Origin of the sequence: Yoonia sp., assembly GCF_046292185.1 — a bacterium.
In the GTDB taxonomy this organism is placed as follows: domain Bacteria; phylum Pseudomonadota; class Alphaproteobacteria; order Rhodobacterales; family Rhodobacteraceae; genus Yoonia.
In genome coordinates, this window is the sequence record NZ_JBKBQY010000055.1 from 1 (window position 1) to 23192 (window position 23192).

Annotated in this window: 33 protein-coding genes and 1 pseudogene; 13 read left to right on the plus strand and 21 right to left on the minus strand. The window is 60.1% G+C overall.

Annotated elements, in window-relative coordinates; all coding sequences use genetic code 11:
* The 4 genes and pseudogenes from ACK4TM_RS11040 to ACK4TM_RS11055 all read left to right on the plus strand — a co-directional run.
* Nucleotides 1–191: pseudogene (locus ACK4TM_RS11040) on the plus strand (hypothetical protein); the annotation flags it as partial.
* A gap of 9 nt (nucleotides 192–200) precedes the next feature.
* A complete protein-coding gene (locus ACK4TM_RS11045; RefSeq protein ID WP_409701161.1) occupies nucleotides 201–770 on the plus strand; it encodes a TRAP transporter small permease subunit in 570 nt (189 codons plus the stop codon).
* On the plus strand, nucleotides 757–2070 hold the full coding sequence (locus ACK4TM_RS11050) for a TRAP transporter large permease (RefSeq protein WP_409701164.1): 1314 nt from the start codon (nucleotides 757–759) through the stop codon (nucleotides 2068–2070). Before ACK4TM_RS11045 ends, ACK4TM_RS11050 begins: the two co-directional genes overlap by 14 nt.
* A gap of 13 nt (nucleotides 2071–2083) precedes the next feature.
* Nucleotides 2084–2617 carry an NADPH-dependent FMN reductase gene (locus ACK4TM_RS11055; protein ID WP_409701167.1) on the plus strand — a complete coding sequence of 178 codons (534 nt, stop codon included), beginning with the start codon at nucleotides 2084–2086 and terminating at the stop codon, nucleotides 2615–2617.
* Here ACK4TM_RS11055 and ACK4TM_RS11060 read toward each other — a convergent pair.
* From ACK4TM_RS11060 to ACK4TM_RS11115, 12 genes are all read right to left on the minus strand, one after another.
* On the minus strand, nucleotides 2614–3030 hold the full coding sequence (locus ACK4TM_RS11060; protein WP_409701170.1) for a BLUF domain-containing protein: 417 nt from the start codon (nucleotides 3028–3030) through the stop codon (nucleotides 2614–2616). The genes ACK4TM_RS11055 and ACK4TM_RS11060 overlap by 4 nt on opposite strands.
* A gap of 79 nt (nucleotides 3031–3109) precedes the next feature.
* Nucleotides 3110–3238 carry a hypothetical protein gene (locus tag ACK4TM_RS11065; RefSeq protein ID WP_409701173.1) on the minus strand — a complete coding sequence of 43 codons (129 nt, stop codon included), beginning with the start codon at nucleotides 3236–3238 and terminating at the stop codon, nucleotides 3110–3112.
* A gap of 535 nt (nucleotides 3239–3773) precedes the next feature.
* Nucleotides 3774–3995, minus strand: a complete 222-nt coding sequence (gene rpmE / locus ACK4TM_RS11070) for a 50S ribosomal protein L31 (protein ID WP_322894028.1) — start codon at nucleotides 3993–3995, stop codon at nucleotides 3774–3776.
* Nucleotides 3996–4006: 11 nt separating this feature from the next.
* Entirely contained in the window at nucleotides 4007–4390 is a 384-nt protein-coding gene (gene rplS / locus ACK4TM_RS11075; RefSeq protein ID WP_409701176.1) for a 50S ribosomal protein L19, read from the minus strand.
* A 255-nt stretch (nucleotides 4391–4645) separates the two neighbouring features.
* Nucleotides 4646–5440, minus strand: coding sequence for a tRNA (guanosine(37)-N1)-methyltransferase TrmD (gene trmD / locus ACK4TM_RS11080; RefSeq protein ID WP_409701179.1), 795 nt, complete (start codon nucleotides 5438–5440; stop codon nucleotides 4646–4648).
* Complete coding sequence (gene rimM / locus ACK4TM_RS11085) at nucleotides 5430–5948, minus strand: ribosome maturation factor RimM (protein ID WP_409701182.1); 519 nt, start codon at nucleotides 5946–5948, stop codon at nucleotides 5430–5432. Before rimM ends, trmD begins: the two co-directional genes overlap by 11 nt.
* Nucleotides 5941–6093, minus strand: a complete 153-nt coding sequence (locus ACK4TM_RS11090; protein WP_409701185.1) for a hypothetical protein — start codon at nucleotides 6091–6093, stop codon at nucleotides 5941–5943. The genes rimM and ACK4TM_RS11090 overlap by 8 nt, the downstream gene beginning before the upstream one ends.
* A 51-nt stretch (nucleotides 6094–6144) precedes the next feature.
* Nucleotides 6145–6531 carry a 30S ribosomal protein S16 gene (gene rpsP / locus ACK4TM_RS11095; RefSeq protein ID WP_409701188.1) on the minus strand — a complete coding sequence of 129 codons (387 nt, stop codon included), beginning with the start codon at nucleotides 6529–6531 and terminating at the stop codon, nucleotides 6145–6147.
* 47 nt (nucleotides 6532–6578) lie between these two features.
* A complete protein-coding gene (locus ACK4TM_RS11100; RefSeq protein WP_409701191.1) occupies nucleotides 6579–6875 on the minus strand; it encodes a chorismate mutase in 297 nt (98 codons plus the stop codon).
* Nucleotides 6868–7422 (minus strand): GNAT family N-acetyltransferase, encoded by a 555-nt coding sequence (locus tag ACK4TM_RS11105; RefSeq protein WP_409701194.1) that lies wholly within the window; start codon nucleotides 7420–7422, stop codon nucleotides 6868–6870. Before ACK4TM_RS11105 ends, ACK4TM_RS11100 begins: the two co-directional genes overlap by 8 nt.
* On the minus strand, nucleotides 7419–8918 hold the full coding sequence (ffh, locus tag ACK4TM_RS11110; protein WP_409701197.1) for a signal recognition particle protein: 1500 nt from the start codon (nucleotides 8916–8918) through the stop codon (nucleotides 7419–7421). The genes ACK4TM_RS11105 and ffh overlap by 4 nt, the downstream gene beginning before the upstream one ends.
* Before the next feature lie 127 nt (nucleotides 8919–9045).
* Nucleotides 9046–9411: a hypothetical protein gene (locus ACK4TM_RS11115; RefSeq protein WP_409701200.1), complete on the minus strand. Its 366-nt coding sequence runs from the start codon at nucleotides 9409–9411 to the stop codon at nucleotides 9046–9048.
* 114 nt (nucleotides 9412–9525) lie between these two features.
* Between ACK4TM_RS11115 and ACK4TM_RS11120 the strand changes: the two genes are divergently transcribed.
* Nucleotides 9526–10407: a LysR family transcriptional regulator gene (locus ACK4TM_RS11120; protein WP_409701203.1), complete on the plus strand. Its 882-nt coding sequence runs from the start codon at nucleotides 9526–9528 to the stop codon at nucleotides 10405–10407.
* On the opposite strand, the gene ACK4TM_RS11125 is transcribed toward ACK4TM_RS11120, so the two are convergent.
* The gene (locus tag ACK4TM_RS11125) at nucleotides 10380–10724 is read right to left on the minus strand and encodes an ArsR/SmtB family transcription factor (RefSeq protein WP_409701206.1); all 345 of its coding nucleotides are present in this window, start codon (nucleotides 10722–10724) and stop codon (nucleotides 10380–10382) included. The two genes, ACK4TM_RS11120 and ACK4TM_RS11125, sit on opposite strands and share 28 nt — an antisense overlap.
* A 209-nt stretch (nucleotides 10725–10933) precedes the next feature.
* On the opposite strand from ACK4TM_RS11125, the gene ACK4TM_RS11130 reads away from it, so the two are divergent.
* The 5 genes from ACK4TM_RS11130 (at nucleotide 10934) to ACK4TM_RS11150 (ending at nucleotide 13490) form a co-directional block, all read left to right on the plus strand.
* Nucleotides 10934–11269: an AtpZ/AtpI family protein gene (locus ACK4TM_RS11130; protein WP_409701209.1), complete on the plus strand. Its 336-nt coding sequence runs from the start codon at nucleotides 10934–10936 to the stop codon at nucleotides 11267–11269.
* A complete protein-coding gene (locus ACK4TM_RS11135; RefSeq protein ID WP_409701212.1) occupies nucleotides 11259–12014 on the plus strand; it encodes a F0F1 ATP synthase subunit A in 756 nt (251 codons plus the stop codon). The genes ACK4TM_RS11130 and ACK4TM_RS11135 overlap by 11 nt, the downstream gene beginning before the upstream one ends.
* A 60-nt stretch (nucleotides 12015–12074) precedes the next feature.
* Nucleotides 12075–12299, plus strand: coding sequence for a F0F1 ATP synthase subunit C (locus ACK4TM_RS11140; protein ID WP_322890151.1), 225 nt, complete (start codon nucleotides 12075–12077; stop codon nucleotides 12297–12299).
* A gap of 81 nt (nucleotides 12300–12380) precedes the next feature.
* The gene (locus ACK4TM_RS11145) at nucleotides 12381–12926 is read left to right on the plus strand and encodes a F0F1 ATP synthase subunit B' (protein ID WP_409701216.1); all 546 of its coding nucleotides are present in this window, start codon (nucleotides 12381–12383) and stop codon (nucleotides 12924–12926) included.
* A 3-nt stretch (nucleotides 12927–12929) separates the two neighbouring features.
* On the plus strand, nucleotides 12930–13490 hold the full coding sequence (locus tag ACK4TM_RS11150; protein WP_409701219.1) for a F0F1 ATP synthase subunit B: 561 nt from the start codon (nucleotides 12930–12932) through the stop codon (nucleotides 13488–13490).
* Nucleotides 13491–13555: 65 nt separating this feature from the next.
* Here ACK4TM_RS11150 and ACK4TM_RS11155 read toward each other — a convergent pair whose 3' ends face one another.
* The 3 genes from ACK4TM_RS11155 to ACK4TM_RS11165 all read right to left on the minus strand — a co-directional run bounded on the left by ACK4TM_RS11155 (nucleotide 13556) and on the right by ACK4TM_RS11165 (nucleotide 16058).
* The gene (locus tag ACK4TM_RS11155) at nucleotides 13556–14323 is read right to left on the minus strand and encodes a FadR/GntR family transcriptional regulator (RefSeq protein WP_409701222.1); all 768 of its coding nucleotides are present in this window, start codon (nucleotides 14321–14323) and stop codon (nucleotides 13556–13558) included.
* Between the two features lie 111 nt (nucleotides 14324–14434).
* Complete coding sequence (locus ACK4TM_RS11160; protein ID WP_409701225.1) at nucleotides 14435–15091, minus strand: OmpA family protein; 657 nt, start codon at nucleotides 15089–15091, stop codon at nucleotides 14435–14437.
* Between the two features lie 91 nt (nucleotides 15092–15182).
* Complete coding sequence (locus ACK4TM_RS11165) at nucleotides 15183–16058, minus strand: methylated-DNA--[protein]-cysteine S-methyltransferase (protein WP_409701228.1); 876 nt, start codon at nucleotides 16056–16058, stop codon at nucleotides 15183–15185.
* Nucleotides 16059–16152: 94 nt separating this feature from the next.
* Between ACK4TM_RS11165 and nth the strand changes: the two genes are divergently transcribed.
* Together nth and ACK4TM_RS11175 are read left to right on the plus strand one after the other, a co-directional pair.
* Nucleotides 16153–16797, plus strand: a complete 645-nt coding sequence (nth, locus tag ACK4TM_RS11170; RefSeq protein WP_409701231.1) for an endonuclease III — start codon at nucleotides 16153–16155, stop codon at nucleotides 16795–16797.
* Nucleotides 16794–17786: an adenosine kinase gene (locus ACK4TM_RS11175; RefSeq protein ID WP_409701234.1), complete on the plus strand. Its 993-nt coding sequence runs from the start codon at nucleotides 16794–16796 to the stop codon at nucleotides 17784–17786. The genes nth and ACK4TM_RS11175 overlap by 4 nt, the downstream gene beginning before the upstream one ends.
* Here the strand turns inward: ACK4TM_RS11175 and ACK4TM_RS11180 are convergent.
* From ACK4TM_RS11180 to ilvD, 5 genes are all read right to left on the minus strand, one after another.
* Nucleotides 17752–18468 (minus strand): hypothetical protein, encoded by a 717-nt coding sequence (locus tag ACK4TM_RS11180; protein WP_409701237.1) that lies wholly within the window; start codon nucleotides 18466–18468, stop codon nucleotides 17752–17754. The two genes, ACK4TM_RS11175 and ACK4TM_RS11180, sit on opposite strands and share 35 nt — an antisense overlap.
* 98 nt (nucleotides 18469–18566) lie before the next feature.
* Nucleotides 18567–18926, minus strand: coding sequence for a hypothetical protein (locus tag ACK4TM_RS11185; protein WP_409701240.1), 360 nt, complete (start codon nucleotides 18924–18926; stop codon nucleotides 18567–18569).
* A 22-nt stretch (nucleotides 18927–18948) separates the two neighbouring features.
* Nucleotides 18949–19722 (minus strand): DUF6478 family protein, encoded by a 774-nt coding sequence (locus ACK4TM_RS11190; protein ID WP_409701243.1) that lies wholly within the window; start codon nucleotides 19720–19722, stop codon nucleotides 18949–18951.
* A gap of 33 nt (nucleotides 19723–19755) precedes the next feature.
* Nucleotides 19756–20349 (minus strand): dihydroxy-acid dehydratase, encoded by a 594-nt coding sequence (locus ACK4TM_RS11195; RefSeq protein ID WP_409701246.1) that lies wholly within the window; start codon nucleotides 20347–20349, stop codon nucleotides 19756–19758.
* A gap of 4 nt (nucleotides 20350–20353) precedes the next feature.
* Nucleotides 20354–22087 carry a dihydroxy-acid dehydratase gene (gene ilvD, locus ACK4TM_RS11200; protein WP_409701249.1) on the minus strand — a complete coding sequence of 578 codons (1734 nt, stop codon included), beginning with the start codon at nucleotides 22085–22087 and terminating at the stop codon, nucleotides 20354–20356.
* A gap of 106 nt (nucleotides 22088–22193) precedes the next feature.
* Here ilvD and ACK4TM_RS11205 point away from each other — a divergent pair, with 106 nt between their 5' ends.
* Entirely contained in the window at nucleotides 22194–23099 is a 906-nt protein-coding gene (locus tag ACK4TM_RS11205) for a CPBP family intramembrane glutamic endopeptidase (protein WP_409701252.1), read from the plus strand.
* Nucleotides 23100–23192: the final 93 nt, after the last annotated feature.

A 23192-nucleotide genomic window follows, 5' to 3' on the forward strand; every position in this document is an offset into this window, starting at 1 on the left:
CACCTGTGACCATCGTCGAAATGGACCCGGCAGAGCGTCAGGCCTGGGTCGATGCCCTGCCAAATCTGGCTGGTGAATGGGCGGCCGAAAATGACGGTCGTGGTCTGCCTGCGGCGGATTTCCTGGCCGCATATATGGATGGGCTGCGTGCCGGTGGTGAAGAGCCCGCACGCGACTGGTCGGCGGAGTGATCTGCCAAAATGGCCAATAATGACCAAAACGCGCGCCCTGAAGACGGGGCGCGCAACCCTTTTATGCAGCGCGCCTGGGGGGCGCTGGTGGATGGTCTGGGTGCTGTCGGATCGCTGTTGATCGTCGCGCTGATGCTGGTGATCTGCGCCGATGTGCTGTCGCGCAACATGATGGGGTCATCGCTGCCTTTGGTGTCGGAACTCGGCGCGCTGATGGTCGTGATGATCGTCTATCTGCAACTGGCGACTACGATCCGGCACGACCGGCTGGCGCGGGCGGATGTGTTCTATTCCGGCTTTCGTGAAAAGCATCCGCGCAAGGGCGCGGCGCTGGGGGCCGTCTTTGATCTGGCCGGTGTCGTGATGATCGGCGTCATGGCCTTGGCCACGCTGAACATGCTGACGCGCGATATCGGCGCCAACCAGTTCATCGGCATCACCGGGGTGATGACCTTGCCGACATGGCCATTCCGCGCGGCCATTCTGGCGGGCATGATGATCGGCGGGCTGCAGTTCATCCTGCAACTGCTGGGCGCGCTGCGGATCGTGATACAAGGACCACATAATGACCGGGCTTGAAATCGGGCTTATCGCCATCGCCCTGCTGATCGGGTTGATCATTCTGGGGATGCCCATCGCCATCGGTATGCTAATCGTGTCCTTCGGCGGGGTCAGCCTGCTGCGCAACGATACTGTTGCGATGAGCATGGCAGGCGCTGTCGCGAATGACGCCTTGCGTGAATATCTTTATGCCGTTGTGCCGTTGTTCGTACTGATGGGGCTTTTGGTGACGATATCGGGCGTCGGCAAGGACACGTTCGATGTGTTCCAGCACCTGATGCGCCGGGTGCGCGCCGGGCTGGGCGTGGCAACAGTGTTCGCCAATGCCGTCTTTGCGTCGATCACGGGCGTGTCCATTGCCTCGGCTTCGGTCTTTTCGCGGGTGGCGGTGCCGGAAATGCTGCGCCACGGCTATCGCAAGGAATTCGCGACGGGCGTCGTTGCCGGATCATCCGTGCTTGGGATGCTGATCCCGCCATCGTTGTTGATGATCGTCTATGCCGTGCTGGCAGAGGAATCCGTGGGCCGGATGTTTCTGGCAGGTATCCTGCCGGGTATCCTGCTGGCGTTAGTGTTTTCCGTGACGATCATTCTGCTGGCCACTTTCCGGCGGGATTTCGTGTTTGAACCACTGGCCACCGCGACCGAGATCGAACGCCTGTCCGGTTTCCAGATGGCGGGCAAATTCGTGCCGATCCTTGCCCTGATGGGGCTGGTACTGGGTGGGCTCTATTCAGGGTTCTTCAACCCAACAGAGGCGGGCGCGGTTGGCGCTGCCGGAGCCCTGATCATCGCCTTGGCGCGCAGGTCGCTGAACCCGCGCAGTTTCTGGGGATTGTTGGTTGAAACCGGACAGATCACCGTGTCGGTGCTGTTTCTGATCATGGCGGCGACGTTCTTTAGCAGGATGTTGGCGATGTCGGGGCTGCCGCGCGTGGTGGCGGATATGTTCCTGTCCGGGCCACTGGGGCCTTATGGATTTTTATTCGTCTTCGTGGCCTTGGTGATCGTCCTGGGTTTCATCATCGACAGCATTTCGATCATGCTGATCCTGCTGCCGATTGCCTTGCCGGTAGCATCGGCGGCGGGATTCGATCTGATTTGGTTCGGCGTCATTACCGTGATCGCGGTCGAGATCGGGTTGCTGACGCCGCCCTTTGGCCTGTCGGTCTATACGATCAAATCGGCGATGAATGATCCCGCCCTCAAGGTGGGGCAAATCTTTCGCGGCGCCTTTCCCTTTGTGCTGGCGATGTTGTTCACCCTGGTGGTGATCATTGCTTTCCCCTCTATTGCGACATGGCTTGCGCGCGGATGAAAAGGATAACGATATGAAACGGATATTGGGCATTGCAGGATCCTTGCGGGCAGCATCGTCATCCCGGGCGGTGTTGCGCGCGGTGCTGGACAACCTGCCTGCTGGGGTCGACCACGACACAGCGGATATCGGCGCCATCCCGCATTACAATGCTGACCACGACGGCGGGGCCGCGGCGACCGCGTTCACCCGCCAGATCGCAGATGCGGATGGTCTGATCTTTGTCACCCCGGAATATAATTATTCCATTCCCGGCGTTTTGAAAAATGCGATCGACTGGGCGTCACGCCCTGCCTATGCCTCCGTCTTTGTGGGCAAGCCCTGCCTGATCATCAGCATATCCGCAGGTGCCTTGGGCGGGGTGCGCGCGCAGGCGCATCTGAAATACATCCTCAACGGGATGCTGGCCCAAGTGCATCCGGGGCAAGAGATCGTTGTCCCCCATGCACCTAAAAAGCTGGTTGACGGGCTATTCAGCGATCCGGATTTTCTGGACTTCATCGCGCTGCAGATCACGGGCTTTTGCGAAAGCTGTGGGCGCGATTAATCCTGCATCCTGCCACTATCGGTGCTGTCACGCAATCTGAGGAAGAACCCTTCCAACTCGTCGGCCGTGGTGCTGTCAATCGCACCTTTGGCGATGTCATCAGGTGACCAGATCCATGTGGCCGCAGGGTCGTGCAGCATGGCCCAGTCTTCAAACAGCCGTTCCGATACGTGCTTGCTGACATGCAAGGTGACTTCGATGTGGCGGTCGTCGTGCGTGATCCTGTCGATGGCTGCCTTGACCGCGTCTTGTGGTCCTTCAAGCCATTGCAGATAGACATCGTCGCGGCAGATCAGCGCGCCGGTGATCCCGTCGCGCATATTGGCCCGCCGCGCGTCTATCAGGATACCGCTGAGCATCGCGCTGTCATAGCCAAACGGACGCGACGTATAGATTGCCCGGAAGAGCGTCATGCTGGGGTCCTTCCCGTTGCCGGGGTCAGCATGGCATGTTTCGCAGGGCAGGGCACGTTCTTTCGCGCCGGCGTCGCGGCTAACGGATGCGCAGCCCCGCACCGTCGAAAATCCGCAGATGTTCCAGCCTGACTGACAACAACGCGCGCTGACCGGTGGCCAGTTTGCGCGGCAGCTCTAACATGCAGGGGGATTCGTCGCCGATCATGCTACAGCATTATGAACTGCCGCCCGGATATCCAGTGCACAGGGCCGCTGGATCAGCGTCCTGTGACTGGACCATCAGCCCAAGCCCGATTGTCATCTCAGAAAATACACCGCCGTCCGCGCGCTGGTTCAGGCGAGAATGCGGGCCGGGGCGCGTAACTGCAGCTTGGGTCAAGTAGCAAGTTTTCGATCAGATCACTGTCGTTGAGTGTACATGAAAGGCGCCCAACCGGGGCGCCGTCATGTCCTGCATCGGTTGGTTAGCGCAGACCAAGGAAAGACAGAATGACCAAAACTACGACAACGAGGCCTACGATATAGATGATATTGTTCATGATAATCCTGCTTGTTTTAAGTCCCGTGTTGGGAACCTCTCAGGCGTCAACACCCCAGTCCGCGAATGGTTCCGCGAAATATTCCTCTGCGCGTGTTTTTTAGGGTGAATATAAAAATCCATGTCGCAAACGAAAAACGCCGCCCCCGAAGGCGCGGCGTCGCGGTCTTGGCAGGGTGGACCGTAATCCACCCTAAGGGGTTCAGAAACCCAGACCGGCGTATTTGTTCTTGAACTTCGACACGCGACCGCCGGCGTCCATCAGACGTGTACCGCCACCGGTCCATGCAGGGTGCACGGAAGGGTCGATTTCCAGCGACATCTGATCGCCTTCCTTGCCCCAGGTGGATTTCATCTGGACCACGGTGCCATCAGTGAATTTGACGTCGATGATGTGATAATCGGGGTGAATACCTTGCTTCATAACGCGCGTCCTTATGCTTGAGCGCCCTTGGGGGCGGTGTAGTTTGTGTCTTCGGCGATACGTGCGGATTTACCGCGACGGGCGCGCAGGTAATACAGTTTCGCGCGGCGCACACGGCCACGGCGGACAACTTCGATGCTGTCGATATTGGTGGAATGGAGCGGGAACACACGTTCCACGCCTTCACCAAAGGAAATCTTGCGCACGGTGAACGACCCGGCGATGCCTTTGCCGTTCTTGCGGGCGATGCAGACGCCTTCATAGGCCTGCACACGGGTGCGTGTGCCTTCGGTCACTTTGTAACCGACGCGGATGGTGTCACCCGCTTTGAAATCGGGGATTGTTTTCCCCAGCGCAGCGATCTGCTCCGCTTCGATCTGTGCGATCAGGTTCATCTGAAACGCTCCTTTTGATGCTTGCGGTGGTCCGCAATGTTGTTTGGCATAACGAAGAGCTCTGATCGTTATCCGGGTCCGGTCGCGCCGCCCGTCAGAGATTGCGTTATCGTTTATGCAGGTTGTCCGGCCTGTCTGGTGCGATGGGCACCAACGCAAGTGCCCCACATGATCCAGCGGTTCCATAAACCAATTGCCCGGAATCAGTGAAACCAACCCAAGCTGGGTGGCGTATAGGCGCAAGCGCCCTTGCGATCAAGGCTTGTCTTGAAAGGCGGCCCAAAGATCTGGCCTACGATCCCGTGTGATTTGTTCGGACATCGCGCGCCGCCATGCGGTAATCTTGGCGTGGTTTCCCGACATCAACACATCTGGGATGGCATGGCCCTGCCATTCTGCCGGTTTGGTGTATTGCGGGTGTTCCAGCAGACCGTTGGAATGGCTTTCTTCAACTGCGCTTTCGGCATTGCCAAGCACGCCGGGCAGCAGGCGCACAGTGGCGTCTATCATCGCTTGTGCCGCAATCTCACCCCCAGTCAGGACGAAATCACCGAGCGAGACTTCCGCGATGCCGAAATGCCGGATCACCCGCTCATCGACGCCTTCAAACCGACCGCAGAGCAAGGTGACACCGTCCGCCCGTGCCCAGTCGCGCGCCATGCTCTGATCAAACCGTCGCCCGCGCGGGGACAGATAGACCAGCGGCATGATGCCCTTGGCTGCGTTGCGCGCGGCGATGATCGCGGATTCCAGAACGTCGGGGCGCAGCACCATGCCTGCACCGCCGCCTGCGGGCGTGTCATCGACATTTCGGTGCTTGCCGATCCCGTGTGCGCGCAGGTCATAGGTTTGCAACTGCCACAGACCATCCTGCAGGGCGCGTCCTGTCAGGCTTTCACCCAATACGCCCGGAAACGCCTGCGGGAAAAGCGTGATGACCTGCGCCATCCATGCGCCGGCCAATGTCGGTGTGTCAGTCATCAATTCGCGCGGTTTCAGCGTCGCGCTGATGGATTTGCGCCCCTGCGCGCGCTTGGCCTTATCCGTCATCGCTGGGAAACAGCCCGACAGGCGGGTCGGCGATGATGCGCCCGGCGGCCAGATCGACGGTCGGCACGGCAGCCTGGGTGAAAGGCAGCAGCACGGTTTCGGACTGGCCCGGCACATGCAGTTCGAGCAATGCGCCCGCACCGTGATCGACGACGGATTTGACCTGACCCAGCTTTGTCCCGCCAGTGTCCAGCACGGCCAGCCCGATCAGATCGGCATAGTAATATTCATCATCCGGCAGCGACGGCATCGCGGCGCGTTCGGCATAAAGCGCGATATTACGCAAGGCATCGGCGTCTTCCTTGGTCACGACACCGGACAGGCGGGCGGTAAAGCCACCCTTGAGCTGGCCCGTCAGGACCACCTGCGCGATGCTGTCACCGGTTTCGGTATAAAGGGGGGTATAATCAGCGATGGCCATGGGATCGGCGCAGAAGGATTTCAGCCGCACCTCGCCATTGACCCCGAAAGAGCCGCCGATCATGCCAACGATAACGCGGTCATTCATTGATCATCTCCGCTGCGAGACAGATGTTCGATACCCAAAGCCCGCCGCCGTTTTCGCAGATTTCCCGCTGGCCGCCGCGTTCATAGAGCATCCCCGCCACAAAGGCGACCATCACAAGGATGAAGGTGCGGAGCAAGCGAAACATCTGGGATTAGGGGGCGCAGCCCGGACCAAGGTCCGGGCCACGATCCGCCGCTTATTCTGCGGCGGCTTCTTCTGCCGGGGCGTTTGCAACTTCTTCAGCGGCAGCGGCTTTGGCAGCTTTTTCTTCGGCGCGCTTGGTCGCGGCTTTGCCGGGCGTGCCTTTTTTCAGGTTGGCACGGTCTTTTTTCGGCAGCACGCCAGCGGTTTCCAGCATACGGGCAACGCGGTCTGTTGGCTGCGCGCCTTGGCCCAGCCAATGCTGGATGCGGTCCATATCCATCCGCACGCGGTCTTCGCTGTCTTTTGGTAGCATCGGCGCATAGGTGCCGAGTTTTTCGACGAAACGGCCGTCGCGCGGCATGCGGCTGTCAGCAGCGACAATCGCGTAATAAGGGCGTTTCTTGGAGCCGCCACGGGCGAGCCGGATTTTCATAGCCATTTGATTTCTCCTTTAAGATGGCAGGGGTCGGCGGGATAAACCCCGCCTTACGATTGGTGTTGTTTGTGATGCTGGATCACTTCCTGAATGATGAAATTCAGGAATTTCTTGGCGAATTCAGGGTCCAGATCGGCCTGTTCCGCAAGTTCGGTCAGCCGCGCGATCTGGGCGTCTTCGCGCGCCGGATCGGACGGGGGCAGGGCGTGTTCGGCTTTCAGCCGACCCACGGCTTGGGTATGTTTAAAACGTTCGCCCAAAGTATAGACAAGGATCGCATCCAGCCGGTCGATACTAGCGCGGTGGTCTTTCAGGATTTCGGCGGCGCGGGTGACGGGGTCAGACATCGGCCTGTCCTTTCGAGTGGCGATAGACAAGCGTGTCGGCAGCGGGGCCTTTGGCCGCGTGATCAAGCGCCGCGCCCAGTTTTTCAGCCAGCCGGATCGACCGGGTGTTGCCGGGCGCGATATAGCTGACGGCCGTTTCCCAGCCCAGGCCCTCGAATGCATGGGCCACTGCGGCTTTCGCCGCTTCGGTCGCGATTCCGGTGCCTTCGGCCTTGTCGGACAGAATCATCCAGCCGATTTCTTTTTCAGGCCAGTCGGGGGGCGTCCACGGCCCGACCAGCCCCAGGGCGGTATCGTCGCCCTGACGGGTGACCGCCCACATGCCATATCCAAAAATTTCCCAATGACCGAGCTCGGATGCGAAAGTCCGCCACGCCTTGCCCAGGTCCTTGTGCCCGCCAAATGCGGTGGCCCGGTCCGACATCATGAAATCACGAAACGCAGGCCAGTCACCCGCGACCGGGCGGCGCAGGATCAGCCGGTCGGTTCTCAGGGGCTGGCAGACCTGCCCCTGCTCACGGCGGTATGAATTATCCGGCAATGTCATTTCTTTTTGCCAAAATCCGACAGGCCCGATGGCAGGCCCATGCCGCCACCCAGACCGGGCAGACCGCCGGGCATCTTGCCCTGCAGCGCTTTGGCAGCTTCGGCCATCGCCTTGGGGTCGTTCATGTCGGGCATGCCTTCGGGCATGTCTCCGCCTTTGCCAAACATGCCCTTTATGGCCTGTTTCAGCATCCCGCCCTTGCCCATCTTTTTCATCATATCGGCCATCTGACGGTGCTGTTTGACCAGCTTGTTCAGTTCCGACACTTCCAGTCCGGCACCTTTGGCGATGCGTTTCTTACGCGACGCTGCAAGCAGATCAGGGTTGGCGCGTTCTTTCTTGGTCATCGAATTGATCAGGGCGATCTGGCGTTTCAGGATGCTGTCATCCATGCCGGAGGCGGCCATCTGTTTACCCATCTTGGCGGCGCCGGGCATCATGCCCATCATGCCTTCCATCCCGCCCATCTTGAGCATCTGTTCCAGCTGCATCTTGAGGTCGTTCATGTTGAACCGGCCCTGCTGGAACCGTTTCATCATCCGCGCGGCTTGTTCCGCCTCGATATTTTCCTGCGCCTTTTCGACCAAGGCGACGATATCGCCCATGCCGAGGATGCGGCCCGCGATGCGCTGCGGCTCGAACGTTTCGATGGCATCCATCTTTTCGCCAAGGCCGACAAAGCGGATCGGCTTGCCGGTAATCGCGCGCATCGACAGCGCCGCACCGCCGCGCCCGTCGCCGTCCATCCGGGTCAGGACCACGCCCGTCACGCCGATCTTGTCGTCGAATTCCTGCGCGACATTCACCGCGTCCTGACCTGTCAGGCCATCGACGACTAGCAGCGTTTCGCGTGGGTTGGCGACATCGCGCACGGCGGCGGCCTGCGCGATCAGTTCCGCGTCGATGTGCAACCGGCCTGCGGTGTCGAGCATATAGACGTCATAGCCACCCATCGCGGCCTGCACCTTGGCGCGTTTGGCGATCTGGACTGGGGTTTCGCCCGGTACGATGGGCAGCGTATCTACCCCGATCTGAATGCCCAGAATAGCGAGCTGTTCCATCGCCGCAGGCCGGTTGGTGTCGAGCGAGGCCATCAGCACCTTCTTGCCTTCGCGTTCCTTCAAACGCTTGGCGAGTTTGGCTGTGGTCGTAGTTTTCCCCGACCCCTGCAGACCAACCATCAGGATCGGGGCAGGCGGGTTGTCGATCTTCAGCGCGCCGGGATCTTCGTCGCCGGTCAGGACGCGCTGCAATTCGTCATGCACAATCTTGACAACCTGCTGGCCCGGCGTGATCGATTTGGTGACGGCCTGACCTGTGGCCTTGGCCTGCACTGCCGCTACGAAATCACGCGCGACAGGCAGGGACACGTCAGCCTCTAACAAGGCGATCCGCACCTCGCGCAAGGCGGTTTTGACATCATCCTCGGACAGCGCACCTTGCTTGGTCAGCTTGTCGAAAACACCTGACAGGCGTTCAGAGAGATTTTCAAACATAGGCCATGGCCCTTTTGTCGTTGCGGATGACCGCCAAACAGGAAGGCCCCCGTGGGCGCAACGCGCTGACGGAGGGCGATCCCCACCAAGCGGGGACCGGACAGCAGATGCAATCCGGAATTGAAAGTCACATATTGCGTGATGTCGGCTGAGTCAACCGCCACAGCTGTGCGCGGTGATGACAGGCAATCGTGCCGGTCCCGGCTATCAGCACAAGCATGTGCCAATATGGTGGTCCGACCCAGATCAGCAGGACGGCCAGGCCGATCATCACGGTCGCCAGCAACACCAGTCCGGCGACACCTTCCAGCCCCCGGCGCCACAAAAGAGCGGCGCCCAACACCTCGATGGAGCCGGTGACATAGCGGGGAAACTGGCCGAAGCCTATCGCCTCATAGATCGCGATATCGCTGCTGTAGCCGGTCAGCTTGCGCAGGCCGAAGTATAGGAAAGCGACGGCCAATGCGGCGCGCAAGGCGGTGATTTTGCTCATATGGCAAAAATAGGCCGCTGTGGGCATTATCAAGAGGCGCGCGAATTGCCTTGCATACATGAACGCATTGGCACAGGTTTCCCCCAGATCGTTTGTCAGCGCACGGTGGGTATCATGGACAATTGGGATGAAATCCGCACCGCCTTTCAGGTGGCGCGCAAGGGCACGGTCAGCGGCGCGGCTGAGGTTCTGGGCGTGCATCATGCCACCGTGATCCGCCATATTGATGCGCTGGAACACCGGCTCGGGGTCAAACTTTTCCAGCGCCATGCGCGCGGTTACACCGCGACCGAGGCCGGGCAGGATTTGCTGCAAGTGGCCCAAGCTACCGATGACCAGTTCACTCAGTTGGCGGGAAGGATCAAAGGGCAGGGCGAAGGCGTGACGGGCGATCTGGTGATCACATCGGTTGATCTTTTGTCGCAATGGCTGACGCCGTTGATGGTCGCGTTTCAGGATGCCTATCCCGATGTTCGGATCAGATACCGCAGCGGCGTGCGCGTTTTCCGGCTGGAATATGGTGAGGCGCATGTTGCGATCCGTGCCGGCAATATGCCCGAAGAACCTGATAACGTGGTCCAGCCGCTGATGCCGCAGCGCATGTCGTTGGTCGCCTCGTCTGCTTATATCGCGCGGCACGGGCTGCCGGACGGCCTCGATGATCTGTGCAACCACCGTTTTGTCACCAGCGATGACGACACCTCCCGCGCCCCGTTTGAACGCTGGCTGCGCGCGCAGGTGCCGGATGAACGCCTGACCTACCGCGCGACGGATCAGCGCAACATGCAGGACGGGATCATGGCCGGTGCCGGGATCGGTTTCGTGCTGAGCCAGCAATGCCATGAAGATCCCGACCTAACCGAGGTGATGCCGAGCCTTGATGCGTGGAACGCCCCTTTGTGGCTGGTCACCCATGTCGATCTGCACCGCACGACCAAGGTGCAGGCGTTCTTGCGGTTCCTGAAAGATTATCTGAAAGACGCCGCCGCTTCCTGATCCAGTTCGCGGTTCAGAAACGCCTCGAACGCATCCAGATCGATGGCCCCCATTTGCCCGAAACCCTGCATCCAGACCGATGCGGCGCGCAGGGCGTCTGGTTCCAGCTTGCACCATTTCACGCGGCCGCGTTTTTCCTGACTGATCAGGCCGGCGGCGGTCAGGACGCCCAGATGTTTGGAAATCGCAGCCAGCGACATGGCGAATGGGTCGGCGACATCGGTGACGGCCATGTCATCTTCCAGCAGCATCGACAGGATCGCGCGGCGGGTCGGGTCCGCCAATGCGGCAAAGATGATGTCGAGCGATGTGTCCATGCCGAAAGCTTACGCCACAGCCGCGCAAAAACGTCAACCATCCGGTTGAATATGGATATCGGGCGCGATGGCCGCGGCATGCGGCCCCTTTCGTTTCTTATTTCTAAAAATATTCAAGAAAGACAGATGGTTAACGCGCCGACGTCGCAACTTGACTCTGTGCTGCCGTGCCCCTAAACCCCGGTCAACCTTCCGAGGGGACCAAACCAATGCCGGACCCGCAAGACGCAGACCGCCTCAAGGCGCTGGACGCGAAAATTGCGACGCTCAAGGCACCGGCAGCGGCCAAGGACCATTCGGAGGAACATTATTCACAGGCACAACTCGCCTGGCGGATGGTGGTAGAGCTGGTGGCCGGTCTCGCGATCGGCTTTGGCATCGGATACGGTCTGGATCACCTGTTTGGGACCATGCCGATCTTTCTGGTGCTGTTTATCATTCTGGGCCTTGTGGCTGGTGTGCAGACGATGATGCGCTCGGCGGCAGAGGTGCAGATCAAGCAGCAGAACGCTGCGGCAGAAAAGGGTGACGCGGATGGAGAATGAGGCTCAATTCGAAGGTGGTGGTCTGGTCTTCCATCCGTTGGACCAGTTCATCGTCAGGCCTGCCTTCGGCGATGGCGTCGTCAATTGGTACACCGTCACCAATGTCACCGTCTGGATGGGCATCACGCTGCTTTGCATCTTTGCGCTGTTCGTTCTGGGCAGCCGGGGCCGGGCCATCATCCCGTCGCGCACCCAGTCGATTGTCGAGATGATCTATGGTTTCATCTACAAGATGATCGAAGACATCAGCGGCAAGGACGCGACACGTTATTTCCCCTATGTGATGACGCTGTTCCTGTTCATCCTGTTTGCGAACTACCTCGCGCTGATCCCGATGTCCTATAGCCCGACATCGATGATCGCTGTCACCGCAACCTTGGGTTTCGGCGCCTTCATCGCGATCACCATCCTTGGCTTCGTCAAGAACGGTATGTCGTTTCTGGGGCTTTTCTGGGTTTCCGCCGCGCCATTGGCACTGCGCCCGATCATCGCGCTGATCGAGGTGATTTCCTACTTCGTCCGCCCCGTGAGCCTGTCCATTCGTCTGGTCGGTAACATCGCGGCGGGTCACGTCGTTCTGAAAGTGTTCGCCGGTTTTGCAGCGATTGCCGTGGCAAGCCCTGCGGCGATCCTTGGCATCGTCGCCATCTATGGGCTGGAGGTGCTGGTCGCCGGCATTCAGGCCTATGTCTTCACGATCCTGATCTGTGTCTATCTCAAGGACGCACTTCACCCGCATCACTAAAACAGGGTGGGTGACATCACCCATTCTACCTCTCAACTTCCAATCGTAAGGAGAATTCACATGGAAGGCGAACTCGCACATCTCGGGGCTGGTCTGGCTGCATTCGGTTCAGGCTTTGCCGCGCTCGGCGTCGGTAACGTGGCTGGCAGCTATCTGTCGGGTGCATTGCGCAACCCATCCGCCGCGGCTGGTCAGACAGCCACATTGTTCATCGGTCTGGCATTCGCAGAAGCTTTGGGGATCTTCTCGTTCCTCGCAGCACTTCTGCTGATGTTCGCAGTCTAAGAGCAAACCCATATCCTTACGACCGACCGGCGTGCTTGATGCGCGCCGGTTGGTGAAATTTCAAGGTGTTCGGGGACCAGCATGGAAACAGAAACTACTCAAGTCGCAGGTGTTTGCGTTGATGCCGGGGGTTACGCCCTTGGGATGCCGCAGCTTTGCGCCGATTGGATGCCAAACCAGATTTTCTGGTTGGTCATCACGCTTATCGCCATTTTCTTCGTGCTGTCTCGCATCGCACTGCCCCGGATCGGTGCTGTGCTGGCCGAACGGTCCGGCACGATCACGAATGACATCGCTGCCGCCGAAGATTACAAGAACCAGGCCGCTGCTGCGGAAGCGGCCTATGAAAAAGCGCTGGCTGATGCCCGGCTAGAGGCACAAGCGATCATCGCCAAAGCCAAGGCCGAAATTCAGGCCGAACTGGATGTAGAATTGCAAAAGGCCGACGCCGAAATCGCCGCCCGGACCGCCGAAGGCGAAGCAGCAATTGCTGAAATCCGCGACACGGCGGTCAAAAGCATCGCGACTGTTGCCAAGGATACAGCCAAGGAACTGGTGCTGGCCATGGGTGGTACGACTGATGCCAAGACGATCACCGCTGCCGTTTCGGCGCGGATGAAAGGATAAGCCATGCGTATTCTGACCACAGCCCTGCTCGGCCTCGCCGCATCGCCCGCGATGGCGGCTAGCGAATATGGGTTCTTTACGCTGCGCAACACTGATTTCGTCGTCAGCATCGCATTCGTCATCTTTATCGGCATCTTGGTCTACTACAAGGTCCCGGCGCTGGTTGCGGGTCTTCTGGACAAGCGCGCGATGACGATCCGGTCTGAACTGGACGAAGCCAAAGCGCTGCGCGAAGAGGCGCAGACGTTGCTGGCATCTTACGAGCGCAAGCAGAAAGATGTGCAGGCCCAGGCCGACCGTATCGTCGCCGCCGCCAAGCAAGAGGCGAATGCCGCTGCCGTGACCGCCAAGGAAGACATCGCCAAATCCATCACCCGTCGTCTGGCCGGTGCAGAAGAACAGATCGCCGCAGCGCAGGCGGCCGCGATCAAGGATATCCGCGATCAGGCCGTGACAATCGCCGTGAGCGTTGCAAAAGAAGTGATGTCCGGACAGATGGACGCCAGTGCGGCCAACGCGTTGATCGACGATTCGATCAATGTCGTGGCTGAAAAGATGCACTGATCCAGCCACCCGGCTGACCATTCAAAAAGCCCGGACGCCTGAACGGTGTCCGGGCTTTTGTGTGTCTAGCGCCGCAACTCGTGCTGAAACCGCTTGAGCGCAAAGGCTTCTTGACGGTCGGCTTTCTGCTGATTGGTCAGGCAGGATTCGACATAATTCAAATGTGCTTCAACCGCGGCGCGGGCGGCTGCGGGATCACGCGCTTGCAAGCCGATGTTGATCTGGCGGTGTTGGTCGAGTAACGCATCACGGGTGGTCCGCTGTCTGAACATCATATTGCGGTTATAAAACACGCCTTCGCGCAGCAGGTCATACATGGACCGCATCATGTGCAGCATGATGATGTTATGGCTCGCCTCGATGATGGAAAGGTGGAAACTGGCGTCCAGATCAGCCTCTTCGGCGGGGTTGCGTTTCTGATGGGCGGCTTCCATCTTTTGAAAGATCGTGTCGATCACCTTGAGGTCGGTATCGGTCCCCAGCCGTGCCGCGCGTTCGGCGGCTAAGCCTTCCATATCGCGACGGAAACTGATGTAGTCGAAAACCGCATCGTCATGCGACGCAAAAAGCGTGACCAAAGCGGGCGAAAAGGCAGAACCCAGCACATCGGCCACGAAAATACCGGCCCCGGCGCGGGCGGCCAAAAGGCCACGATCCTGCAGATCGGCCAGAGCCTCGCGCAGCGAAGGGCGAGAGACATCCATCCTTTCGCTCAATTCCCGCTCTGACGGAAGGCGTTCGCCGGGGCGCAGAATGCCGCGAAGGATCAAGCCCTCGATCTGACGCACGACGCCGTGTGATAGTTTTTCCTGCAAAACGGGTTCAAATGGCATGGAACGGCTCTTGATCGGTGAATCTGCTCATATCAGCACATAGTCACCCCGGTTGCCAAAAGAAAAGGGGTCGCAAGACTGCGACCCCTTGGCGATGCCCTGAAAGGACGATCAGTTCGGTGTGATGACGATTTCCACACGGCGGTTCATCTGACGCCCCTGCGCTGTCGCATTTGACGCGACAGGCTGGTTCAGACCGGCACCGATGGCGCGGACGCGTGCAGGCGACACACCGCCGCTGCGCAGCACACCGGCAACGGCTTGGGCGCGACGCTCGGACAGATCCTGATTGAACGCGGCGGAGCCGACGTTATCGGTATGCCCGATGACGTTGACAGTGGAGTTGGGGTAGTTGTTCAACGACTGGGCAACGATCAGCAGGTCATTCTGTGACTGGGCCCCGACCTGTGTGCTGTTCGTCGCGAAAAGCAGGTCCTGCGACAGAACGACGACAAGGTTGTTGCCGTTGTTCGACACGCCTACATCACTGCGCAATTGGCGCCGCAGTTCTTCGGCCTGACGGTCCATGTTGTTGCCGATGCCGGCACCGACGCCTGCACCCAGTGCAGCACCGACCAATGCGGCGCGGTTACGCTCGCGTACCGTGCCGTCGCCACCGACCAGCGCACCGGCAGCAGCCCCACCCAATGCACCGATGACGGCACCTTGACGTGTGTTTTCGCTCTGGTTCGGGGCGCCCGGATCACAGGCAGCAACAAGGATGAGCGATGACGCAGCGATTGCGAGCGGAATTTTGGAAAAGATCATGACAGTGATTCCATATATTTTAGGATGCGCGAGCTTGCGCGGGTTACACGCTTTCTTATGACAACAAGCGCGCTGCTATCCAATAACGACTTTACATCGCCTTCGGTTCCCCAAAATTTTCATCCTTTTGCATAAAAGCGTCCATGCGGGCGGATTCCCATGCCAGCATGGCGCGTTTGACGGGCAATCCCCAGTGATAGCCGCCCAAGCCGCCCGATTTGCGCAAGGCGCGGTGACAGGGAATCAGCCAGCCCACCGGGTTGCGCCCGACGGCGGTACCCACCGCACGCACCGCCTTGGGGTTGCCGATGGATTGCGCAATCTCGGCATAGGTCGTGACATGGCCTGACGGGATCGCCAGCAACGCCTCCCATACTTTGAGCTGAAAGGGCGCGCCGATCATGTGCAATCGGGTCTGACCTGTCATGCCAAGGGCGGCTGTTGCCCAATCGCGCAGGGCGCCCGGGTTTTCAATGAACTCAGCTCTGGGCCAGCGCAGGCGCAGATCGCCCATGGTGGCGGCGGTGCCAGCTTCGGCGGCGAAGGCCAGACCGCAGATCCCGCGGTCGGTGCCCATGACCAGCGCCGGACCAAAAGCGCTGTCGAACCAGCCCCAGTTGATCCGCAGCCCGGCACCGGCGCGGGCATAATCGCCGGGGCTCATTGCTTCCCAGCGCAGGAACAGATCGTGCAGGCGGCCTGATCCGGAAAGCCCGATCGCATGTGCGGTATCAAGCGTGGTGAACCTTTCCCGCAGCAGAGTTCTGGCGTGATCAAGGCTCAGATATTGCTGATAGCGTTTGGGCGATACGCCGACCCATGTAGAAAACAGGCGCTGAAAATGTGCCGGGCTCATCTGCATTTGCGCGGCGAGCGTGTTCAGCGACAGCGGCGCATCGCCTGCGGCATCTATCAGCGCAATCGCGCGGCGCATCACCTGATAATGATATGTGTCTGTCTGGTCCATACTCGCCAACCTAAGCCCAAGACGCTGCGGCGGCGACCCGATTTATGCGCAACCGGCGCTTGCCCTGACCTGTGGCGCGCGGCATACCGATGCCATGGCCAAACAGCTTGATTATCATACGATCCGCGCGATCTTTGCCCGGTTTCACGCCGCAGAGCCTGAACCAAAGGGCGAGCTTGAGCACGTCAATGTCTATACATTGGTCGTGGCGGTGGCGCTGTCGGCGCAAGCCACCGACGCGGGCGTGAACAAGGCAACACGCGCGCTGTTCGCCGTGGCCGATACGCCGGAAAAGATGCTGGCGCTGGGGCTGGACGGTGTGACCGATCATATCAAGACCATCGGCTTGTTCCGCCAGAAGGCGAAGAACATCATCAAGATGAGCCAGATTCTGGTTGATGACTACGGCGGGGTGGTGCCCAATTCCCGCGCCGCCCTGCAATCCTTGCCCGGTGTCGGACGCAAGACGGCGAATGTCGTGCTGAATATGTGGTGGGGCCAGCCCGCTCAGGCGGTAGACACGCATATCTTCCGCTTTGGCAACCGCAGCGGGGTGGCACCGGGCAAGGATGTCGATCAGGTCGAACGCGCCATCGAAGATCACATTCCGGCCGATTATCAGCTTCATGCCCATCACTGGATGATCCTGCACGGGCGCTATGTCTGTGTTGCACGTAAACCCAAATGCGGCGTCTGTCTGATCCGCGATCTGTGTCAATTTGAGGAAAAGACTCTATGAAGAACTATCAGGTTGTCGGGATCGGCAATGCCATGGTCGATGTGCTGGCGCGCGCCGACGACAGCTTTCTGGATCAGGCGGGTGTGCAAAAGGGCATCATGCAGCTGATCGACATGGACCGCGCGGTCGATCTTTATGACAGGATCGGACCGGCCAAGGAAATCAGCGGCGGATCTGCGGCGAATACCATCGCGGGCATCGCGCATCTGGGCGGGCGCACCGCCTATGTCGGCAAGGTCAAGGATGACCAGTTGGGCGCGATCTTTGCCCATGATTTGCGCGCGCAGGGGGCCGATTACGCGACGCGCATGGCGCCAAAAACCGAGACCGCCGAAACCGGCCGCTGCATCGTCATCGTCACGCCCGATGGCGAAAGGTCGATGAACACCTATCTGGGTGTCACCGAATTTCTGTCACCCGATGATATCATCGACGATCAGATGGCGCAGGCCGAATGGATTTATCTGGAAGGATACCGTTTCGACGGCCCCGACAGCCACGCCGCCTTTGCCAAGGCGATCAGCGCCTGCAAAGGGGCGGGTGGCCGCGTGTCGATCACCCTGTCCGATCCGTTTTGTATCGCGCGGCACCGCGAAGCCTTTGCCACGATGATCCGCGATCATGTGGATCTTTTGTTCTGCAACCGTGCCGAAATGCTGGCAATGTATCAGACAGACGATTTCGAAGGTGCCTTGGCGCAGGCCGCAGCACAGGTTGGCATCGTGGCCTGCACCGACAGCGGCAATGGGGTGCATATCCTGTCGGATGGCGCTCGGTGGCATGTCCCTGCGGTTCCAACCCAGATCGTCGATGCGACTGGCGCGGGTGATCTGTTCGCCGCCGGTTTCCTTTGGGCACTGGCCGAAGGGTATCATCTGGAAAGCTGCGGCAAGATGGGCAACCTGGCTGCGTCAGAGGTGATCAGCCATATCGGCGCGCGCCCCGAGGCGGACCTCAAGGCGTTGTTTGCGGCACATAGGCTGCTGTAAGCCACAGCCGGTCCAGCGCGTCTACGGCGGCCGGATCGAACCTGTCTTCTTCTTTCCAGTATTTGCCGGACGGCACGTAATAGCCCAGCCGCGCCTCCTCGGCCAAGGCCGCACCGACGGCGGCATCGTCAAAGCGTTGCGGCTGGATGGTGGACAGCGCCGTGGGCGTGCTGCGAGGAAAGATCAGGCGGCTGTCGTCCTGTGACAGGTTGACCATTGCGCAACCGCGCGCTGCCGCCATGATCATCAACCGGGCTGATTTTGCTTCAAGCGATCGCAGGGTGACATCCTTGCGCAGAGGGTCCGCCGTGCCGGTGCCGTAAAAATGTGTCATCGTGGCGGCATAGACCATATCACAGCCCATCATCGCGATGACACGCGGCTGCAACGCGGCCAGCGCCCAGTAACCGGCGGTGAACGCCATCGTGCCACCAGCGTAGACAAAACCACCAAATGCATTCTGCAACGGGACATAATCACCTGACCGGATGATCCGCTGCTGTGGGGTGACGCCGGCGGGTTTGCGCGGCTCCGGGAAATCATCGGGATGGATCAGATCATCCCAGTCCGGGCGAACCGCCCAGGCATTGTTGATCGCGACGATCCGGTCGAATGCACCGCGCGGCCATGGACGCGCCTGAATCACATTCGGCCCGCTGCCCAGGATCAAAACAACCGACATCTCCGCATTCCTTGCGCCATTCTCTCATTGCGAAGTAACGCGATCGGCGCGCTTGTCGAAGAAAAATGACCTGCATTCTGGGCGATCCGCATAAAAAGCTATCGCTGGCTGCGGCGGAATGCGGCCTTCAGGATATCCAGCTCGCTGCGCAAAAGTGCGATTTCGGCACGCAGATCGTCGGCCAGCGCTTCGCCTGCAAGCAAGGCAAGACTGCCAAGCGTCGTGCCATCAGCAAGCTGCAGAACGATGGTTTGCAATCCGTCATTCAGAATGTCGGTCGGGACAGGCAGGCTGATCAGCCACATACCCGCCTCATCCCCGGGGGTGCAATGCAGATCGGGCAGGGCGCGTCCGTCGTGACAGGCCGTCACCGCCGGTGTCGACGCGCCCGCATCGCCAAGCGTCGCGCGCCAGATTCCTGCCTGCAGGCGGGACTGGATCAGCGTAGGTGTGGTCATGTTTCCAAGCCTTTCCGGGTGGTCAGATTTGCGCACGTGGATAGCGGCTGATCGTCAGATCGCGCAGCAGGAACTGGTTCATTTGCGGCGACTGGAACATCAGGTCGATCCATATCTTTTCGGCACGTTGTTCATTCAGCTGCGTATAGGCCAGGTCGAATTCAACGCTCGTATCGGCATTGCCCTGCGGCAGGGTCAGCAAAATCTGCTCGGTGTTTGGTCCGTGCTTCACGTTCAACCGCGCGAAAATTTCTGTGGGCTGTTCCGTTTCGATCAGCGCAGATAGCTGGATCACATGCAGCTTTTGTAGATTTGTGCAGATATCAGCGGGCAGATCGATCACCAGCGACAGATACGATCCGGCAAAATGAAACACCTCCAGCCGCACCCCATAGGGCGAGATGTCGGTCTCACGCATATTGCGCAACTGCCGCAATGTCATTTCCATCCGGGGGCAATCGTGAAAAACGCCAAGATCGTCACCCATCCGGGTTTTATCCGTGACCGGGGTTCGCCCCGGTTGGTCCAGTTGCACCCGCCAGGGTGCCGGACGCCACGACCAATCGGTGCCGACAGGCCGCACGAAATTGGTTGATCCCGGATAGGGCCGCGTCAGCCGGTTATCGGCTTGCTGGCACAAATCCAGCAGCGCCGCGCGCAACTGGCGGGCCTGATAGCGTTGCGCGCGCAGATCCTTCAGTGATGTCTGGCCCGCAGTCTGCGCCGCTGCCCGCCACCGCGCAAGGGCACCCTTGTGGAACAAGCGCCCGAGAAATCCCTGCGGCTTGATTGGCATTTGTGTCAGTTATCCCGTTTTGCGATGGTCATGTCAGCTTTCAGGTGGGGGCACCGCCCTGCCAAGGCCCTGCAGCATCAGATCAAGCAATGCCGCGCCGCGCCCCGCCGTCAGTGGCGCATCGTCCAACCCGCGGACTGATACCGTCACCAATCGTCCGTTCACGTCCGTAAAAGCGCGCCATTCGTCCTGCCCCAGCCCGTCCATCGGCGGTGGGCCGCTATCCCTGAAATGCACGACGACCCGCCCGTCAAAGGCCTGCGACGACACCACCGATATCGTGGACCCACTGCCGCCCTGGCCCAGCAGACCGGCACCTTGCGGGCTGATCAGGAAATCGCGCAGATCGGTTTCATCGCCCGTCACCATGGCGGACTCGGCCGCGCCCGCCTGCACCGTGGCCACACCCAGCACCGCGGGCACGGGCGCGTCTGTCCCCAATGTCACGCAAGGCGCGAAGACCGCGAAACCTGCGCGCAGCCTGCTTGACAAAGGGTCCGAGCAATAGCCAGCGGGTGGTGCGACCACCAGATCGCCGTTCAGCATGGCAACGGGCTGTGCGATCCCGGCAGGATCACAGGCCGCAAGGGCCGTGATCCCGATCAGGGCAAGGGCGCGGCGGAACATCGCCTTACAGATCCATATAGATGTGTTTTTCGGCCTTGGCACCGGGATGCGTCAGCGCGCCAAGCCGGGTGGACCCGACAAGCTGCGCGTATTTCCACAAGGCCCCCGAGGCATAGATCGTCTCGCGAGGGCCTTTCCAGTTCTTGCGGCGCTCTTCCAACTCGGCATCGGTCAGATCGACCGACAATTCCCCGGTGACCGCGTTCAGCGTGATCATATCGCCATCTTGCAGCAGCCCGATGGGCCCACCCTGTGCCGCCTCTGGACCGACGTGTCCGACGCAGAAACCACGTGTCGCGCCCGAGAAACGACCATCGGTGATCAGCGCGACTTTCTTGCCCATGCCCTGACCGGACAACGCGGCTGTCGTGGACAGCATTTCGCGCATACCCGGCCCGCCTGCGGGGCCTTCGTTACGGATGACCAGCACTTCGCCTTCCTCATATTTGCGCGCTTTCACAGCCTCGAACGCGTCTTCTTCGCATTCGAACACGCGCGCAGGGCCAGTGAATACCTGTTCGTTGGGCGCCATGCCTGCGACTTTCACAATAGCACCTTCGGGGGCCAGATTGCCAGTCAGGCCAACAACGCCGCCGGTTTTGGTGATCGGGTTTTCGACGGAATAGATGACGCGGTTATCCGCTTCGCCCTTGATCATGTCGAGTTCTTCGCCAATGACCCGACCCGAGGCTGTCATGCAATCCTCATGGATCAGACCCGCCTTGCGCAGTTCCTTCAGCACGACGGGAACGCCGCCAGCCTCATACAGATCCTTGGCGACATATTTGCCGCCCGGTTTCAGATCGACGAAATAAGGCGTGTCGCGGAAGATATCGCAGACATCGGACAGGTCGAAATCAATCCCGGCCTCTGCCGCAATCGCGGGCAGATGCAGACCGGCATTGGTTGACCCACCGGTGCAGGCCACGATCCGCGCGGCATTTTCCAGCGATTTGCGCGTCACGATATCGCGGGCGCGGATGTTCTTGGCGATCAGATTCATCACCGCCTCACCCGAGGCCACGCCATATTGGTCACGCGATTCGTAAGGGGCAGGCGCGCCAGAGGAATTCATCAGCGCCAGACCAATCGCCTCAGACACGCAGGCCATGGTGTTGGCGGTGAATTGCCCGCCACAGGCCCCGGCGGAAGGACAGGCGACCCGTTCAAGGATCTCAAGCTCTGCATCGGTCATGTTGCCGGCCTGATGCTGGCCCACCGCCTCGAACACATCCTGGACGGTCACGTCCTTGCCGTTCAACCGGCCCGGCAGGATCGACCCGCCATAGATGAACACCGACGGCGTGTTCAGACGAACCATCGCCATCATCATGCCGGGCAGGGATTTGTCACAACCGGCCAGACCGACCAAAGCGTCATAGCAATGGCCACGCATCGTCAGTTCAACCGTATCGGCAATGGCTTCGCGCGAAGCGAGCGAGGACCGCATCCCTTCATGCCCCATGGCGATCCCGTCAGTGACGGTGATGGTGGTGAATTCACGCGGCGTGCCCATGCCCTTTTTCACGCCGAGCTTGACCGCCTGCGCCTGCCGGTTGAGCGAAATATTGCAAGGTGCCGCCTCGTTCCAGCAGGTGGCGACGCCGACCCAGGGCTGCGCAATCGCTTCTTCATCCAGACCCATCGCATAGAAATAGGACCGGTGCGGCGCGCGCGATGGGCCTTCGGTCACATGGCGGCTGGGCAATCTGGATTTATCGATACGCTGGTTTGACATAACTTTTCTCCCGGAAACTGTTGCAGCAGGTCTAAATAACGGGCGGCAACGACACAAGCGCGAAACCGCCATTGCGGGCGGCGACGATGCCTGACTAAACATGCGGATGAGTGATCCATACCGCGCCCACGCATCATTTGTCCGCCCTGCATGGCCGCTGCGGGATATCTGGCGGGTGCTGATCGTTGTCTTTCTGGTCGATCTGTTGTTCGAGCTTTCGCCTGCGGTTTTCACGCTTCTCCTGCCGCCGTGGGCCGCCGAGGCGGTTTACAACGGCACAACGGCATTCGGGACGCTGGCGCAGTTTTACAGCTTTGGCATTGTCGCGCTGGGGCTGATCGGATTGGTGCACTTGCTGCACAGGCGGGGGTTCTGGTCACTGATCGGGGATCGCGCGGCAGCTTGGGATGGTCTCAAGCGGGTCGCCTGGGGCGTGGGGCTGGCGCTGCTCGTGATCGAACTGCTACCGCCCTACACCGCGCCGGGTGAACTGGCCGAGGTCCGCAACATCTTCAGTTGGGCGCTGCTGGTACCTCTTGCCTTGCTGGCCCTGCTGGTTCAGGTCGGCACGGAAGAGCTGTTCTTTCGCGGCTACCTGCAACAGCAACTGGCCTGCCTGTCGCCATCGCCCTGGGTGTGGATGGTGATTCCATCCACCTTGTTCGGGCTTGTGCATTACTGGAACGGGAACGGCGCGGCGGACGGGGTGATCTGGGCGGTCTGGGCTGGATTTCTGGGGCTTGGCTGCGCCGATCTGACCGCGCGCACCGGCAATCTGGGGGCGGCTATCGGGCTGCATCTGGTCAATAACGCATTCGCCCTGCTGCTTTACGGGGTGCAGGGCTGGCCCGGGTCCGGGCTGGCATTGTTTTTATATCCCTATGCAGATCCGCAGATGTTCGATTACGCGCTCGATACATTGCTGCACCCCCGGATGATCGTCGAGGGATTGACGCTTTTGGCGTCGGTCCTTGTGATGTGGTCGGCGGCAAGGATCGCGATCAGGCGTTGATTGCATTTTCTGACGCATGGTCATATCTGACAAGGGTCAACCAAAAGGTCGCCTATGAACTGGATCACCAATTACGTTCGCCCAACGATCAAC

Coding starts and splice junctions, on each gene's coding strand:
- ACK4TM_RS11115 (WP_409701200.1), bottom strand. CDS start 9,411: ATGAGCAAAATCACCGCCTTGCGCGCCGCATTGGCCGTCGCTTTCCTA.
- ACK4TM_RS11125 (WP_409701206.1), bottom strand. CDS start 10,724: ATGGACACATCGCTCGACATCATCTTTGCCGCATTGGCGGACCCGACC.
- ACK4TM_RS11190 (WP_409701243.1), bottom strand. CDS start 19,722: ATGCCAATCAAGCCGCAGGGATTTCTCGGGCGCTTGTTCCACAAGGGT.
- ACK4TM_RS11175 (WP_409701234.1), top strand. CDS start 16,794: ATGAAGAACTATCAGGTTGTCGGGATCGGCAATGCCATGGTCGATGTG.
- ACK4TM_RS11140 (WP_322890151.1), top strand. CDS start 12,075: ATGGAAGGCGAACTCGCACATCTCGGGGCTGGTCTGGCTGCATTCGGT.
- ACK4TM_RS11150 (WP_409701219.1), top strand. CDS start 12,930: ATGCGTATTCTGACCACAGCCCTGCTCGGCCTCGCCGCATCGCCCGCG.
- ACK4TM_RS11185 (WP_409701240.1), bottom strand. CDS start 18,926: ATGACCACACCTACGCTGATCCAGTCCCGCCTGCAGGCAGGAATCTGG.
- rplS (WP_409701176.1), bottom strand. CDS start 4,390: ATGAACCTGATCGCACAGATCGAAGCGGAGCAGATCGCTGCGCTGGGG.
- ACK4TM_RS11090 (WP_409701185.1), bottom strand. CDS start 6,093: ATGTTTCGCTTGCTCCGCACCTTCATCCTTGTGATGGTCGCCTTTGTG.
- ACK4TM_RS11135 (WP_409701212.1), top strand. CDS start 11,259: ATGGAGAATGAGGCTCAATTCGAAGGTGGTGGTCTGGTCTTCCATCCG.
- ACK4TM_RS11195 (WP_409701246.1), bottom strand. CDS start 20,349: ATGTTCCGCCGCGCCCTTGCCCTGATCGGGATCACGGCCCTTGCGGCC.
- ACK4TM_RS11045 (WP_409701161.1), top strand. CDS start 201: ATGGCCAATAATGACCAAAACGCGCGCCCTGAAGACGGGGCGCGCAAC.
- ACK4TM_RS11160 (WP_409701225.1), bottom strand. CDS start 15,091: ATGATCTTTTCCAAAATTCCGCTCGCAATCGCTGCGTCATCGCTCATC.
- rpmE (WP_322894028.1), bottom strand. CDS start 3,995: ATGAAGCAAGGTATTCACCCCGATTATCACATCATCGACGTCAAATTC.
- ACK4TM_RS11055 (WP_409701167.1), top strand. CDS start 2,084: ATGAAACGGATATTGGGCATTGCAGGATCCTTGCGGGCAGCATCGTCA.
- ACK4TM_RS11145 (WP_409701216.1), top strand. CDS start 12,381: ATGGAAACAGAAACTACTCAAGTCGCAGGTGTTTGCGTTGATGCCGGG.
- ACK4TM_RS11120 (WP_409701203.1), top strand. CDS start 9,526: ATGGACAATTGGGATGAAATCCGCACCGCCTTTCAGGTGGCGCGCAAG.
- ACK4TM_RS11065 (WP_409701173.1), bottom strand. CDS start 3,238: ATGATCGGCGACGAATCCCCCTGCATGTTAGAGCTGCCGCGCAAACTG.
- ACK4TM_RS11130 (WP_409701209.1), top strand. CDS start 10,934: ATGCCGGACCCGCAAGACGCAGACCGCCTCAAGGCGCTGGACGCGAAA.
- ACK4TM_RS11060 (WP_409701170.1), bottom strand. CDS start 3,030: ATGACGCTCTTCCGGGCAATCTATACGTCGCGTCCGTTTGGCTATGAC.
- rimM (WP_409701182.1), bottom strand. CDS start 5,948: ATGAATGACCGCGTTATCGTTGGCATGATCGGCGGCTCTTTCGGGGTC.
- ACK4TM_RS11165 (WP_409701228.1), bottom strand. CDS start 16,058: ATGGACCAGACAGACACATATCATTATCAGGTGATGCGCCGCGCGATT.
- trmD (WP_409701179.1), bottom strand. CDS start 5,440: ATGACGGATAAGGCCAAGCGCGCGCAGGGGCGCAAATCCATCAGCGCG.
- ilvD (WP_409701249.1), bottom strand. CDS start 22,087: ATGTCAAACCAGCGTATCGATAAATCCAGATTGCCCAGCCGCCATGTG.
- ACK4TM_RS11050 (WP_409701164.1), top strand. CDS start 757: ATGACCGGGCTTGAAATCGGGCTTATCGCCATCGCCCTGCTGATCGGG.
- ACK4TM_RS11155 (WP_409701222.1), bottom strand. CDS start 14,323: ATGCCATTTGAACCCGTTTTGCAGGAAAAACTATCACACGGCGTCGTG.
- nth (WP_409701231.1), top strand. CDS start 16,153: ATGGCCAAACAGCTTGATTATCATACGATCCGCGCGATCTTTGCCCGG.
- ACK4TM_RS11180 (WP_409701237.1), bottom strand. CDS start 18,468: ATGTCGGTTGTTTTGATCCTGGGCAGCGGGCCGAATGTGATTCAGGCG.
- ACK4TM_RS11105 (WP_409701194.1), bottom strand. CDS start 7,422: ATGACATTGCCGGATAATTCATACCGCCGTGAGCAGGGGCAGGTCTGC.
- ffh (WP_409701197.1), bottom strand. CDS start 8,918: ATGTTTGAAAATCTCTCTGAACGCCTGTCAGGTGTTTTCGACAAGCTG.
- rpsP (WP_409701188.1), bottom strand. CDS start 6,531: ATGGCTATGAAAATCCGGCTCGCCCGTGGCGGCTCCAAGAAACGCCCT.
- ACK4TM_RS11205 (WP_409701252.1), top strand. CDS start 22,194: ATGAGTGATCCATACCGCGCCCACGCATCATTTGTCCGCCCTGCATGG.
- ACK4TM_RS11100 (WP_409701191.1), bottom strand. CDS start 6,875: ATGTCTGACCCCGTCACCCGCGCCGCCGAAATCCTGAAAGACCACCGC.